Below are 14,286 nucleotides of genomic sequence, written 5' to 3' on the forward strand. Positions count from 1 at the left end.
TATTTATCATCTGTTTTCTATAGATTAGTAATATAATAGATATACTCTAGTTGGTAAATTTAGTGAATGATGATTACCGGGGGGATTATCATGACACAGAAAATTGCAATTGCAATCTTACATGGTATGGGAACGCCGAAAGAGGATTTTGCAGACGATATAATCAAACGTATTTCCAAACGATTTTCCAGGAAGTTATCTTGTGAAAATGCAGAAAATGAATTAGTATTCGAATCCGTTTTTTGGTCTTCGATATTTGAATCAAAGCAACTAGAATTATGGAAGAAGATGCAGGAAAGTGCACAACTGGATTTTCCACGGTTAAGACGGTTTATTATCGAATTTCTCGGTGATGCGATTGCATATCAGCCGACGATGTTCGGAAATCAAAATTATGACAAAGTGCATGCATATGTTGCTTCTGCGATTAATCGGTTACGAAAAAAAGTTGGATCAGATGCTCCGCTTTGTGTGATCAGTCATAGCCTTGGTACCATTGTCGCGAGCAACTATTTTTATGATTTACAATTTAAGCGCAAAAATAGAGGGGCAGAAACGCGTCGCCGTATGAATCAAACTCCAATCGAGCAAGGTGAAACCTTAACCCTATTCTATACTTTAGGAAGCCCTATGGTATTGTGGTCATTACGGTATACGGACTTTGGCATACCTATCATTATTCCTTCACCAAGGGTAAGCGAATTTTATCCAAATGTTGTTGGCGAATGGCTGAATTTTTATGATAAGGATGATATATTTGCTTACCCATTAAAAGGGATGAATGAAGCTTATAATCTGGCAGTTACAAAAGACATTGCTGTAAATGCAGGCGGAATCTTTACAAGCTGGAGCCCATTATCGCATCGTGATTATGACAAGGATAACGAGGTGATTGATCCAATCGTCAATGGCTTGGTTAGAACTTGGAGGAGTATAAACGGATAGGGTATAATATAAGTAAGCGCTACATTGGGAGGATAATCATGTTGAATGAGACTGACAAGGCAAAGAAACATGTTGGAGAAGAAGCTGTACTTTATGTAAAGAATGGAATGAAAGTAGGTCTTGGATCAGGTTCGACTGTCTACTGGATGATTAGAAAGCTTGGAGAGCTAGTTCAGCAAGGTCTGAGAATTGAAGGGATACCATCATCTAATCAAACGGCACAATGGGCGAAGGAATTTGGAGTCCCATTGACAGATTTCTCGAAAGTAGATAAGTTAGATATTACAATTGATGGTGCGGATGAAGTTGACTTGAATCTCAATTTGATTAAAGGTGGAGGTGGGGCGCTTTTAAGAGAAAAGGTCATTGCGAATGCAGCAAAAGAGTTGATTATTATTGCTGATAAATCAAAGTTCGTTACACATCTAGGGAAATTTCCTTTACCGATAGAAGTACTTCCGTTTGGCTGGGAAGTAACAGCAAAGCAAATTGGATTGCTCGGATGTCAGCCAATAATAAGGAAAAGAGATTTAGAAACCTTCGTTTCGGATAATGGAAACTATATTTTAGACTGTTCTTTTGAGGAAATTAATGATCCACAAAAGCTGCATGAACAATTAATAGGAATTGTTGGTGTGGTGGAAACAGGATTATTCGTCGATATGGCAAATAAAGTTATCGTAAGTAATGGAAGCGAGATAGAAGTTATTACATCCTAATTTATTTTTTCAACAATATTTGACAAAACTCGGGGAGTGACAGGCACATGAAATATTTTGCGGCATTTTCACCAATGCTAGATACAGAGAAAAATGTTACATTTCGTCAGGATCATCTTGCTTATTTAAAAGATAAAGCAGAGGAAGGCAAGGTCTTCGCAAAAGGGCGATTCACAGATGGAGTTGGTGGCTTAGTCATATACATAGCTGAAAATCTTAATGAAGTGGAAGAGATTGTAAAACAAGATCCATATGTTGTCAGTGGAGCGAGAGGTTACGAAATCCACGAATGGGAAATGACGGTAGAAACGAGCTTGAATGAAGATTGACAGTGAAGTGTTTCCTTTATATAATGGGCTAGATTAATAGGAGAGGTTCTTAGCTTAAACCCTCTATAAAAAACTAAGGACAGATGATGCTGAGATTATGCCATGTGCCTTAGGGTACATGGCATTTTAGCGTACAAAAATAAGAGGAGATGTCAAAATGGCGGAACAAGATTTATCGGGATTAACATTATTAGGCAATCAAGGGACAAGCTATGATTTTGAATACAATCCGGAAGTACTGGAATCATTTGAAAATAAGCATCAAAATCGCGACTACTTTGTAAAATTTAACTGCCCAGAATTTACAGCACTATGTCCAATTACCGCACAGCCTGATTTTGCGACAGTTTATATTAGTTATATTCCCAACGTGAAAATGGTTGAAAGCAAGTCATTAAAGTTATATCTATTTAGTTTTCGAAATCATGGAGCATTCCACGAAGATACGATGAACATCATTATGAATGATTTAATCGAATTGATGGACCCACGCTATATTGAAGTATGGGGGAAGTTTACACCAAGAGGCGGAATCTCGATTGATCCATATTGCAACTACGGAAAACCAGGAACGAAATATGAACAAATGGCAGATCATCGCATGATGAATCACGACATGTATCCAGAAAAAATTGATAATCGCTAATTACAATACGTCTTTCCTAGGGGGAGACGTATTTTTGTCAATGCAAGGATGTATATAGAGAACAATAGAATAGGTAAGCGTACGATAATATTTCTCCTGTTAATTAGGGCTAATTAACAGGAGAAATTGATATTCAATCAATATATATCTAGCGATGGAGGAAGTCTCGACTTCGATATGATAAAATAGATTATCACAGTAGTAATCTAAATTACAGATGGCAATAAATATATTTAAAAAAGGTTTGTGAAACTTATGAGAACACAATGGAATATTTTTATGGCATTTTTTCGCTCTGGAATGCTTGGGTTTGGTGGTGGTCCTGCTTCTATTCCGTTAATTCAAAAAGAAGTGGTTGAGAAATACAACTGGATGACTGAGGAAGAATTTGGGGATATGTTGGCAATCGCTAACACTTTGCCAGGACCAATTGCGACAAAATTAGCTGGATATGTTGGTTACCGGATTTCTGGTTTTACAGGAATGTTAAATGGGGTATTTGCATCTATTTTTCCAACGATTATATTAATGATACTCCTATTAACATCACTTTCCTCCTTCAGAGATTTTGATTGGGTTCAGGGAATGACCGCTGCTGTTGTTCCTGTAGTAGGAATGATGATGGCCGTGCTAACTTGGGGTTTTGTGAAAAAGGCTGGAAAAGGTTTTGGCTGGGAAAAGGCGATTATCATTGGTGGCATTTTATTTATAGCATTGCAAATATTACATATACACCCAGGAATAATTATTGCTGTACTATTAATTATTGCCCTAACACTCCGTGATAAACCACATGTCAGAAATAGTGGTGGAGGTAAATCATGATCTATTGGCAATTATTTTTAGCCTTTTTTATTCCTGGGATATTAGGTTATGGTGGTGGACCGGCGTCGATACCATTGGTTGAAAATGAAGTTGTAAAACGTTATGAATGGATGACGGTTCAAGAGTTTGGTGAAGTACTGGCAATTGGGAATTCCTTACCAGGTCCGATTGCAACGAAGCTAGCGGGATATATTGGCTATGAAATTGGTGGAGTCTTCGGTTCTGTTGTCAGTGTCTTTGCCTCGGTTGCTCCTTCTTTAATTCTTATGCTTTTCCTAGGGAGTATATTGTATAAGTATAAAAATTCAGCAAAGGTGAAGCGATTGACATTATTTGTCCAGCCTGTGATTGCCATATTATTAGGTGTGATGGCTTGGAAATTCTTTTTGGAATCCTACGTTGGAATTGGTTTTTGGCAAACAATCTTGATAGCTGGAATAAGTTATTTGTTGATTGAAAAATGGAAGGTACATCCTGCTTTTGTAATTTTTGCTGCGATTGTTTATGGTGGATTTATGTTGTAGTAGTGAATTGATTAGTTGCACTTATGCAGTGCTTCTTTTTATTGTTTCTTATCAGCCAAGTGATGGTGCTAATTAGCAGTTGATATAAACTGCGAACTAACTTATCAGATGATCTTGGGCTAGTCGCTCCGAAAATACACTTCGCTTTCCGCGGGGGGCTGGTGAGCCTTCTTGTGCTGCACACTTCGAAGTCTCACCGATGCCCTTCCTCCCGCAGGAGTCTTCGTGTATTTTCTCCGCTGGGGATGTGCGAGTAATATTAGTTTTCTATCCTTTAATTAGATAGAACTGCATTTTCCTCTCTCATGGCTGTTGATGGGAGCGGTGGACAGGAGACTCCTCGAAAATAAAGAACGATTTTCTTCGTGAGATGTAACGTTGCCGAAGCTCCAGCGAAAGTGGTTTTCTTTCGAAGGAGCAGACCGCGTTGTCCTAAGGTTCGTGCCTGCAGTAGCGGAAATCAACATTGAGCCCTATTTCACAGTTTATCTAAATTAGCAACAAACGATAAGAAATGCGTCATACACTGTTAGAAGCCACGTTCTATTCACAATAGACCGTGGCTTCTTGTTGATTATTTAACTAAACCTAATTCCTTCAATCCGTTAAAGATTCCGGAGTCTGTTACAGATGTTGTCCGGTGCTTGGCGTACTGGAAAAGATCTGGATGGGCATTTGCCATAGCAAAGCCTTCGCCAACTGCACGAAGCATCTCTTTATCGTTCATCCCATCACCAAAAGCAATTGCTTCTTCTTTTGCTACATTTATACGTTGAAGCAATTTCGTGATTGCTTCCCCTTTATTTACAGTGTCGCGAATAATATCATAGGAATTCTCTACTCCTTCGACATTCACCTGAGAAAGATGGAAAGCGGGGTCGAATTCATAAAGGGAGGGCTGAGAAGGCTCAACATTCATCACGGTTACCCCTAAAATCTGATGATTTATCGCTGGAGTATATGCTTCGTTATGTTTCATTTGGAATGCTTCAGTGAATAACGTAACGGTTGGACTATCTAGATTGGAAAAGTAATTTTTCCCATTCGTATACATGACAAATTCATGATTATTTTCTTTCGCTATCTCGACAAATTTATCAATCACTGCTGAATCAATTGGTTCATCCACAATATTTTCTCTTTGGTATAGCGCATATGCCCCGTTATAGCCAATGAATGAATCGATTGAGAGTTCTCCCGCAAGTTCACTTATTTCGTGAATTGGACGACCGGTAGCGAGAAAGACTTCTACTCCTTGGTCCATTACTTGACTGATTGCATCTTTCGTTGATTCTGTATATGTATGATCGGGTTTTAAAATGGTACCATCGATATCTAGGAATAGTGCTTTGTACGTCATGTTAATCTCCTTTTCATAAGAATAGTTTATGATGTAATTTTAGCATACTAAAGCATTTAATTCACTATGCTAGATGAAGCGTGGAGAATAGCTAGATAATTAAACAAAAATACCAGGCAGTCGAGTGCCTGGTATTAAAAATGTCACTTATAATGCCTGATCATTTACCGAATCAAGCCATTCCTCGATTGTACCAATGACAGATTCAACAGTTCCTTCTTCAAATGGCGACCGAAGATTAGCTGCTTCGACTAAACCTAGGAAAGGTTTTGATCCACCTAGTTTACATAGATTTAAGTAATCCTTCCATGCGTCCTCATGGTTTTCACGATCACGTTTCCAGAATTGGAAGGCACATATTTGTGCTAACGTGTAATCAATGTAATAGAAAGGATCTTGGTAAATATGACCTTGGCGCTGCCAGAAGCCTCCAGCTTCTAAATATGCAATTCCGTCATAGTCACGATGTGGAAGATAGACTTCCTCTAGCTTCTTCCATGCAGCTTTACGTTCATCTGGAGTCCATTCAGGATTTTCGTAGACAAGATGCTGGAATTCATCAACGGCAACCCCATAAGGGATGAATTTTAATCCACTAGCAAGATGTGAGAATTTGTATTTTTCGACATCTTCTTTAAAGAAATTATCCATCCATGGCCAGGTGAAGAATTCCATGCTCATAGAGTGGATTTCCGCAGATTCACTTGTTGGCCATAAATACTCAGGTACACCAATATTACGACTGGAATATACTTGGAATGCATGACCTGCCTCATGTGTGAGCACATCGATATCTCCAGAAGTTCCATTGAAATTAGAGAAAATAAATGGAGATTCATAGTCGTCAATGAATGTGCAATATCCACCAGCTTCTTTTCCTTTTTTAGCTTCAAGATCCATTAAGTGACGGTCAAGCATATATTGGAAAAAATCATTCGTTTCATCGGATAATTCTTCGTACATTTTCTTGCCGTTTTCAATAATCCATTCCGGTGACCCTTTTGGCTCGGCATTTCCACTTGTATACTCAAAGCTTTCATCATAAAACTTAAGGGAATCTATACCAATACGTGCAGCTTGTCTCTTATATAACTTCGTAGCAGCAGGAACAATGAATTCACGGACTTGTTTACGGAAAACATCAACCATTTCTGCATTATAATCGATCCGTTGCATTCTTAGATAGCCAAGCTCGATGAAATTCTTAAACCCTAGCTTAACTGCAATTTCATGGCGCGTTTTCACAAGTTGATCATAGAGTTCATCGAATTTGGCTGCATTGTCTTGGAAAAAGCCAAATTTCGCTTCAATTGCTTGTTTACGTACGTTTCTGTCCTTGCTTTCTTCAAATGGCTCTAATTGTGCAAGTGTATAAGTTTCTCCTTGAAACTCAATTTGTGCAGAAGCCTTTAGCTTCGAATACTCAGACGCTAATTTATTCTCCTTTTGCATCAGCTCAATAACTGATGGAGAGAATGATTTGATTGCAAAATCAGCTATTTGAAAAAGCTGTGTACCAAATCTTTCTTCAAGTGCTTCGCGATAAGTTGATTTTACCAACACCTTGTAAAATTCAGTGTCAAGTTCCTGGATTTCCGGTAATATTTCATCAAAGTAATCACGTTCTTTTAGATAATATTCATCATTCGTATTGATAGAAGCGCGGATGTAAACTAAATTGTATAAAGTAGACAGCTTATTGCGAAAGGCGTTAATAGCTTTCATTGCCTTTGTCGCAACTTCTAAGTTATCTGCAGTTGAAAAGGCTGTTAATAGTCCCCGAAACGTTTCTTTTTCCGTTTGTAAATGCGGTCGTTCGTACAGGTATTCTTCAAACTTAAGCATGATATTTCCCCCTTAGTTAGATGATTGCAAATTCAATTATAATTTACTTTTTGGAAATTTACACCTTTTAGTTGAAGATTTGTTATAATGTAGCGAGCAATTACAATGATGAGGAGTATATTATGAACGAAAAATTGACTTTAACCAAAGAACAGCGGGATGAAATGACTGCGAGGATAAAAACATATTTTGAACAGAATATGGATGATGCAATTGGTGATCTAAAAGCAATGATGCTACTGGATTTTATTACAACGGAGCTTGCACCGAAGTTTTATAATCTTGGGGTAGAGGATAGTCATACTTATTTAGCAGCAAAGCTTGATGATTTATTTGAAATTCAGAAATAGAGAGGTGACGAGGGATGATGGAAATAGATGGTAGATACCGTAAAAACGTTAAACCTGGACTAGCTGTTGAGATAGTTCTGAAACAGGATCAACGAACAGGAAAGACCACTGCTGGAATAGTGAAGGATTTATTAACCAAATCAGAATTCCATCCACATGGTATTAAAGTAAGGCTCGAAGATGGGCAGGTCGGGAGAATTCATACGAAATAAGCAATGATTATTTGGCGCTTTCATTGACTTTGGAAGCGTTCAATTGTAGACTAAAAATAGTGAATAATTTACATAATGGGGTGAATGAGATGATTGGGTCAGTATTTATTGTTGGTGGAATTCTAACATTTGCAGTAGTAGTCATTAATCTTATCCTTTTAAAAGCAACTGCAGCGGATAAATTTATTAGTTATTTTCCAAATCACATCTTTGTTGCAGCAGGATTAATTCTCCTGTTAGTTGCGACGTTTGTGAATGAATCTTTTGCAGGGGCACCTTTAGGTGGATGGGGAATTGCATCATTATTTGCAGCAGCAATTGGTTATGTGATTACAGCTATAATTGACGCATATATGAATGCGGATGAAAATATTCAAAATGCATAATACGGACAAAGAAAAGGGCGAATATCGCTCTTTTTTTAGTTTTTTAAGTAGAAGCAAAACTTCTAATCTCTATGATTACGGGTTCTCTTTAGGACTGCAACCACAAACTGAACTTCAATGAATGTCTTCGGCACTATATACTTAGTGGGCATTTGCCTTTTGAAATGCACGTTATAACAGCTCCATATTTGTTGCCTCTTCCGTTAAACGGAACTGTTCAGAAGCTAGATTAGTCTAAAATTTATTTGAGTTGTTCATATTTTAATCACGGGTTTTGCTATCTAGTTAAGTTCATTCCATCATTTGGAGCTTAACGAGTTTTTTATACGATAAAATGAAAAACCCGCCTGCAGACGAGTTTCATTCTTTTACTATATTAAACTAATCGATAGTTGTGTTCTATCACTTTCCTTCATTCCAAAATACAGCAACTGTACCTTCACCAGCATGTACAGCAAGCGATGAACTGATTTCACCAATTACCGTTGTTAGATTGGGGATTTCCTTGTTAATTCGATCGCTTAGATCACGAGCCTTTTCGAGGGCATTACCGTGCATGATGCCTACTTCCTTTACATTTTTCACCTGATTGGATTCCTTTATGAGAGCTATCAAGCGGTTGATAGCTTTCTTTTCGGAGCGGATGCGTTCCTTCAGTTCAAGCTTTCCGGTAGATGTTATCGATAAAATTGGTTTGATTTTTAAAAGATTTCCAAGCAGGAACTGCGCGCCGGACATGCGTCCGCCTTTGTAAAGCTGTTCGAGGCTGCCGAGAAGAATCAGATTTCGGCCGTGTGCAGCTCGCTCGCGTAAACGGCTGGCAATCACAGGGACTTCCACGCCCTTTTCGGCAAGTGCAAGTCCCTCGGTTAGAAGGTCTGTAATTCCATATGAAAGGGAGAGGGAGTCAATTATTTCTACAGAAAAATTGGCCTGATTCTTTCCAGCATCGGAGCTTGAGAGTGTTCCGCTTAATTCTGATGATACATGAATAGCGATAGCCTGGTCATAGTTTTCTTTCAACTGTTCATACTGTTCATGAAATTTATTAGAATTGGGCTGTGATGTCTTAGGTATTTCTTTTTCGCTGCGTATGATGTCGTACAGCTTATCGGATGTAAGATTCGCGTCATCGTATTCTATACCATCTGAGATAACGACCATTGGCACGATATACACATCAGGATGCGATCTCAATTGTTCGGTCAAAAAGACGGTGCTGTCGGTCACAAAGGCAATTTTCTTTGTCGTCATAAGATCCCTCGTTTCTTTAGCTTGCTAATAACCATATTATACAGAAATTCCAATATTAATACCAGCAATTAATAACAGGTACTAATTCGCGGGGAAATATATGTGGAAAATGAAAATGTTTATGCCTGTTTATCTAAGGGAAAAGTTTATAAAGAAAACTGAAGGAGTTGTTAAAATGCACACATACAGTATTGCCCCGAATGTGGATTTAACTGGCTGGGTTGTTAAGCTCGAGGACGTGGCGCCTGAAGAGGAACATAATACAAAAGACGAAGCCATTGAAGCAGCTGAGCGAATGGCCAAGGAAAACAAACCGAGCGAAGTGCAGATTTTTGATGAAAATCATGATGTTATTGAGAAAAGAAGATTCGAATAATAAAATGAGTAATATTCAGATAGAGAAGTTCCGTGTTTAGGATATATTTAAAAAGCCATTAAGCCAATAAAATGAATGACAAGTATAAGTGTTCTAAATCAGAAGGTTCTTTAAAGTGAATAAAAAATGTCATAAATTGGTGTAGTACAAAAAATAAGGCTTAGAGATATTATTTCTCTAAGCCTTATTAACTGCGTAATAGTGCTATGAAAGCTCTGTGAAATATAACGGGTCCAAATGAGAGTTAGAGTTATTCACCTCATAAGTAAGCTCGTTATTGCTACGAACAAAGGTTTATTTTTATTTCAAATACGTATTCCCGTCGCGTTGCTCAATTTTTCCATCTTTCATTAGCTTGCCGAGCGCTCGCTTAAATGCTGCTTTACTAATATTGAATGTTCCTCGAATATCATCGGGGTCACTCTTGTCGCTAAATGGAATGATGCCATCATGTGCTTCAAGATGCTCTAAAATTGCATCCGCATCTTCTCCCATACTATGCTGCTTTAGTGGGCGAAGTGAAATGTTTAATGTGCCATCGACCTTCACTTCGATTACCCTTCCATGAACAAGCTCACCAAGTCTTGGTTCTGCTTTGCGTTCAGTATGATGGATGAAACCTCGGTAATTCTCTTCCGTCAGAATTGCAGAGCCTTCTCTACTCGTATGATAGATAGTTCCGCTAATCTGTTGATTCAATAATTCATCTGGTGCAAGCTCGATTTCTCTTGCAATCACGCCTTCCGTAGCAGGTAGTGCAAGTAGTCGACCTTTTTGATCCTTCCCTAAGGTAACAAATAGTTTGTCGCCAACATTTGGCCAAACATCTTCAAATAATGGAAGGTCATCAACAGAGACAAGCATTTCCTTGGCAATGCCGATGTTGACGAACGCGCCTAATTTTGGAATAACCTCAACAACCTCTGCCCAGTCGTATGCATCCATTTGCACTGTAGGAATCGCAGTTGTTGCTGCGACATTACCCTTTTTATCATTATAAAGGAATACCTGGATTTCTTGATTTTCTTCTAACTCATGGTCTGATTCATTATGGTGGAGGAGTGCTTCTTCCCCAGCCTTTGATAATACATATCCTGTTTCAATTTTACGTAATACATTCATTGTTTGGACAGTGCCAATTCGCAGTGTACTCATGATTATATACCCTTCTTTCGATCTATGTATTGGAAAAGGGATACCCTTTTATAAGAGTACCCCTTTAATTATAAAGTAACACTAAAGTTTTATATATATTTTATTATCCCGATTAGCTTCGGGTGGGAAATTTCAGCATAATAATTTCACTTTAACCGCGGTACATGTTCCACTGGGTGTTTCCTAACTTAAGCAACGCAAGCCCAACCTGCTCTTACGTCCTTGCGACCCTTTAGTCGCGCCAGTGTGAATAAGCATCTTCAAAAACATTGCAGAATGCCAGATCACTTTATGTTACTTAGATTAAGTATCATCTCATAGATACAATCGTTTGTCAATACTTCTTTGGGGAATATTATTGTGTTTCTTTTCTTGCATAGATCCATGATGAAAGTAGATAAGAGAGAAATAGACAGCCGATAGAAAATAGAATGATAATTAAGGTTGGCTGGAATTCGATAAGATCCAAAATAAAGAAAATAAATGGTTCTAATTGCACATGAAAGAGATTTAATGCTATTCCAGTTAGACTTGCTAATATAGTTAATGATCCTATTTGTACAGCTACCGCGGTCGTAAATGATTGGAAATAATAATAAATCGGATAAGAAACCGCGCTGATAAAACTAGTTAGTGCAAATAAAATTAAGACAGTAATCCATGATATAGGCTGATAAGAAAAATAAGGCAAGTAATGATGTACGAGAGCATCAATAATAGATAAATAGATTAAAACAATAATCGAAAGGCCAAGTTGAAATAAATGCCTTGCCAAGACAACATGCCTAAGTTTAATTGGCAAGCTCTTTATAAAACGGTTTGCATGATTTTTACCATCGTAATAAAATGCATAAAATATAAAGCCAAACATAAATCCTATATAAAGAAATATACTAGATATGTTCAAGATATAAGCAATAGGAATAAAAATGATTGTTAATATGATATTTGAGAAGCTTAACTGAAATTCCTTATTCAAAATTTGTAACATCTCTTAAATCTCCTTTCTTGTCATGTAATACATAATATCTTCAAGAGTTGCTTTTTCCGCAACAATTTCATCACCAAAAGCATCAAATAGGGACAGCTCACCTTCAAAGAGTGCCTCAAAACCTAGACTGGTTTGTTTAATACCAATAAATAATTCTTTCGTGTCCGCGTCAATCAGGTCAGATTTTCCCTTGATGATATAAAATAGGTTTTGTATTTCTTCCATACTCTTTTGCAGCATGATTTTGCCTTGATAAATAAAAATAATATAATCCGCAATCCGATCCAAATCAGCAGTAATATGGGATGAAAGAAAAATGGTTTGGTTTTCCTTTAGCATTAACTCCTGGATATGATCGAGTAACTCCCTTCGAAAAATTGGATCAAGTCCTGATGTTGGCTCATCCATGATGATAAATTCAGCCTCATGGGAGAGAGCAAATAGTAAGGAACATTTCATTTTCATTCCTTTTGAGAATTTCTTAATTTTCTTACCGGTCGGAAGCTCGAACTTCACTAAATATTTTTGAAATAATTCCTCGTTCCATGTCTCATAGAGTGGGGCAATAAAAGACTTTATTTTTCTAATATTAAATTCTTCGTACATATAGAGATCATCATAGACAAATCCGATTTTCTGCTTAACATGTTGATTTTTATGATTGGTGCCAAATAGCCGAATGTCGCCCTCATCAATATGGAGGAGATTCATCATCATTTGAATCGTTGTCGTTTTCCCACTGCCATTCGGACCAATAAACCCTGTAATGAAACCTTGTGGAATTGTGAAGCTTAAATTTTTGATAGAGAAGTCTTTGCGTGATTTTGTTACATTGTGAAATTCTACAGTATTCATTTGATCAATCCCCCTCATAATATATCGTCACTAGTTCTAGCAGCTCATCTTTCGTTATGCCGATTTTCTTTCCTTCAATTACGATTTTTTCTAACTCATTCTCTAGTTCACGAGTTTGCCATTCCTTTAAGACCTGTGGCTGCTGCCCTGCAACAAATGTTCCTCTACCAACAGCAGAGATTAAGTATCCTTCTGCTTCTAAATCCTCATAGGCACGTTTTGTTGTGATGACACTTACTTTCAATTCTTTTGCGAGTAATCGCATCGACGGTAGTGCCTCGCCTTCCTTTAAATCACCGGAAAAGATCTGCTGCTTTATTTGATCTATTATTTGCTGGAAGAGAGGTTCTTTGCTACTTGTCGAGATTAGAATATTCATTCCATCATCTCTTTCTATATATTGTATATACACATTATATACAATATACTCAATAATGCAATATGAAAATGGGGAAAAATACTAATTGATATTGTAGGTATGGTAAACTATTAAGTAGTTTGATATGAAGATGTTCAAAAAGTACGGTAGAATGAACATATAGTATTCTTAGTCATTATTATCCACTTTTTGAACGCGCATTAGTAAATGGAGATGTTGAAATGAGTTTATTTCTTAATGTAATTTTGCCAATCATGGTTATTTTCGCAGCGGGATTTGCTTTACAGCGAATTCGACTTCTTGATGTAAAATCTGTGTCTGCAGTAACACTGTATATACTATCGCCATGTCTAGTTTTTACGTCACTTTATGATGCTGAATTTGATAGTGGGTATATTATTATTATCGTTTACATGTTTTCATTGTTCTTTCTTATGGTATTTATTAATAAGATCTTAGCGAAAATATTTAAATGGCCAGCAAATATCGAAAGTGCTTCAATCCTTGCAACTGGTTTTATGAATGCAGGAAATTATGGACTTCCAGTTGTTTTATTTAGTGTTGGACCGCAAGCATTGCCATATGCAGTATTTATAATGGTTGTACAGGGAATACAAAATAATTTCTTCGGTGTCTATTACGCATCGCGAAGTTCAAAAGGGATGAAGTATGCTCTTCTTAATGTTTTTAAAATGCCAACGACCTATGCAACGATTCTAGCTTTCTTATTCCAAACCTTTTCCGTTGAAGTACCAGAATCATTTCACTCGGTGCTTGCGATGGTCGGGGAAGCAGCAATTCCAGTCATGATGATTATGCTTGGAATGCAGCTTGGTTCGTTGACAGGCATTAAATTAAACTGGCAAGTGATAACATCAGCAGTAATATTAAAGATGGTTGCTGCACCACTTATTGCTGCTGGATTTGTCCTATTATTTAATGTTGATCCATTAATTGGTCTCGTCCTAATTATCGTTTCTGCAATGCCTACTGCAGCAACTACCACGATGTATGCAATTGAATTTGATACTGAACCAGAACTTGTATCAAGCATTACATTCATCGCAACAGCTTTAAGTATTGTGACCGTAACAATCTTGTTAAATATTGTAGCTTAACACTGTTCTTTAAAAAT

Annotated in this window: 18 protein-coding genes and 1 riboswitch; of the genes, 11 read left to right on the plus strand and 7 right to left on the minus strand. The window is 37.4% G+C overall.

Going from position 1 to position 14,286, the window contains the following annotated elements:
- Nucleotides 1-90 precede the first annotated feature (90 nt).
- From CWR45_RS17610 to CWR45_RS17635, 6 genes are all read left to right on the plus strand, one after another.
- Entirely contained in the window at nucleotides 91-945 is an 855-nt protein-coding gene (locus CWR45_RS17610; protein ID WP_115751145.1) for a chemotaxis protein, read from the plus strand.
- 38 nt (nucleotides 946-983) lie between these two features.
- Entirely contained in the window at nucleotides 984-1,664 is a 681-nt protein-coding gene (rpiA, locus tag CWR45_RS17615; protein ID WP_147294845.1) for a ribose-5-phosphate isomerase RpiA, read from the plus strand.
- A gap of 47 nt (nucleotides 1,665-1,711) precedes the next feature.
- The gene (locus CWR45_RS17620) at nucleotides 1,712-1,993 is read left to right on the plus strand and encodes a YciI family protein (protein WP_115751146.1); all 282 of its coding nucleotides are present in this window, start codon (nucleotides 1,712-1,714) and stop codon (nucleotides 1,991-1,993) included.
- Nucleotides 1,994-2,029: 36 nt separating this feature from the next.
- Nucleotides 2,030-2,076: riboswitch (PreQ1 riboswitch) on the plus strand.
- 74 nt (nucleotides 2,077-2,150) lie between these two features.
- Nucleotides 2,151-2,639, plus strand: coding sequence for a preQ(1) synthase (gene queF / locus CWR45_RS17625; protein ID WP_115751147.1), 489 nt, complete (start codon nucleotides 2,151-2,153; stop codon nucleotides 2,637-2,639).
- Between the two features lie 255 nt (nucleotides 2,640-2,894).
- Complete coding sequence (locus tag CWR45_RS17630; protein WP_115751148.1) at nucleotides 2,895-3,464, plus strand: chromate transporter; 570 nt, start codon at nucleotides 2,895-2,897, stop codon at nucleotides 3,462-3,464.
- Nucleotides 3,461-3,988: a chromate transporter gene (locus CWR45_RS17635; protein WP_115751149.1), complete on the plus strand. Its 528-nt coding sequence runs from the start codon at nucleotides 3,461-3,463 to the stop codon at nucleotides 3,986-3,988. Before CWR45_RS17630 ends, CWR45_RS17635 begins: the two co-directional genes overlap by 4 nt.
- A gap of 574 nt (nucleotides 3,989-4,562) precedes the next feature.
- Here CWR45_RS17635 and CWR45_RS17640 read toward each other — a convergent pair.
- Nucleotides 4,563-5,348 (minus strand): HAD family hydrolase, encoded by a 786-nt coding sequence (locus CWR45_RS17640; protein ID WP_115751150.1) that lies wholly within the window; start codon nucleotides 5,346-5,348, stop codon nucleotides 4,563-4,565.
- A 147-nt stretch (nucleotides 5,349-5,495) separates the two neighbouring features.
- The gene (locus CWR45_RS17645) at nucleotides 5,496-7,193 is read right to left on the minus strand and encodes a M3 family oligoendopeptidase (RefSeq protein WP_115751151.1); all 1,698 of its coding nucleotides are present in this window, start codon (nucleotides 7,191-7,193) and stop codon (nucleotides 5,496-5,498) included.
- 122 nt (nucleotides 7,194-7,315) lie between these two features.
- Here CWR45_RS17645 and CWR45_RS17650 point away from each other — a divergent pair, with 122 nt between their 5' ends.
- From CWR45_RS17650 to CWR45_RS17660, 3 genes are all read left to right on the plus strand, one after another.
- On the plus strand, nucleotides 7,316-7,543 hold the full coding sequence (locus CWR45_RS17650) for a DUF2164 domain-containing protein (protein ID WP_115751152.1): 228 nt from the start codon (nucleotides 7,316-7,318) through the stop codon (nucleotides 7,541-7,543).
- A gap of 17 nt (nucleotides 7,544-7,560) precedes the next feature.
- Nucleotides 7,561-7,755: a YwbE family protein gene (locus tag CWR45_RS17655; protein ID WP_114917405.1), complete on the plus strand. Its 195-nt coding sequence runs from the start codon at nucleotides 7,561-7,563 to the stop codon at nucleotides 7,753-7,755.
- A gap of 89 nt (nucleotides 7,756-7,844) precedes the next feature.
- Complete coding sequence (locus CWR45_RS17660) at nucleotides 7,845-8,141, plus strand: hypothetical protein (protein ID WP_115751153.1); 297 nt, start codon at nucleotides 7,845-7,847, stop codon at nucleotides 8,139-8,141.
- A 402-nt stretch (nucleotides 8,142-8,543) separates the two neighbouring features.
- Here CWR45_RS17660 and CWR45_RS17665 read toward each other — a convergent pair whose 3' ends face one another.
- Nucleotides 8,544-9,395 carry a DegV family protein gene (locus tag CWR45_RS17665; RefSeq protein WP_115751154.1) on the minus strand — a complete coding sequence of 284 codons (852 nt, stop codon included), beginning with the start codon at nucleotides 9,393-9,395 and terminating at the stop codon, nucleotides 8,544-8,546.
- A 175-nt stretch (nucleotides 9,396-9,570) separates the two neighbouring features.
- On the opposite strand from CWR45_RS17665, the gene CWR45_RS17670 reads away from it, so the two are divergent.
- Nucleotides 9,571-9,771: a DUF2188 domain-containing protein gene (locus tag CWR45_RS17670; RefSeq protein ID WP_115751289.1), complete on the plus strand. Its 201-nt coding sequence runs from the start codon at nucleotides 9,571-9,573 to the stop codon at nucleotides 9,769-9,771.
- Nucleotides 9,772-10,071: 300 nt separating this feature from the next.
- On the opposite strand, the gene CWR45_RS17675 is transcribed toward CWR45_RS17670, so the two are convergent.
- From CWR45_RS17675 to CWR45_RS17690, 4 genes are all read right to left on the minus strand, one after another.
- Nucleotides 10,072-10,926 (minus strand): CvfB family protein, encoded by an 855-nt coding sequence (locus CWR45_RS17675; RefSeq protein WP_115751155.1) that lies wholly within the window; start codon nucleotides 10,924-10,926, stop codon nucleotides 10,072-10,074.
- Between the two features lie 355 nt (nucleotides 10,927-11,281).
- Nucleotides 11,282-11,917, minus strand: coding sequence for an ABC-2 transporter permease (locus tag CWR45_RS17680; protein ID WP_115751156.1), 636 nt, complete (start codon nucleotides 11,915-11,917; stop codon nucleotides 11,282-11,284).
- A gap of 3 nt (nucleotides 11,918-11,920) precedes the next feature.
- Nucleotides 11,921-12,772, minus strand: coding sequence for an ABC transporter ATP-binding protein (locus tag CWR45_RS17685; RefSeq protein WP_170138903.1), 852 nt, complete (start codon nucleotides 12,770-12,772; stop codon nucleotides 11,921-11,923).
- Between the two features lie 4 nt (nucleotides 12,773-12,776).
- Nucleotides 12,777-13,151 carry a GntR family transcriptional regulator gene (locus CWR45_RS17690; RefSeq protein WP_115751158.1) on the minus strand — a complete coding sequence of 125 codons (375 nt, stop codon included), beginning with the start codon at nucleotides 13,149-13,151 and terminating at the stop codon, nucleotides 12,777-12,779.
- Between the two features lie 221 nt (nucleotides 13,152-13,372).
- On the opposite strand from CWR45_RS17690, the gene CWR45_RS17695 reads away from it, so the two are divergent.
- Nucleotides 13,373-14,269, plus strand: a complete 897-nt coding sequence (locus CWR45_RS17695; RefSeq protein ID WP_115751159.1) for an AEC family transporter — start codon at nucleotides 13,373-13,375, stop codon at nucleotides 14,267-14,269.
- The last annotated feature ends 17 nt before the right edge of the window (nucleotides 14,270-14,286 follow it).

The sequence above is a fragment of the Oceanobacillus chungangensis genome (assembly GCF_003369565.1).
GTDB lineage: Bacteria > Bacillota > Bacilli > Bacillales > Amphibacillaceae > Oceanobacillus > Oceanobacillus chungangensis.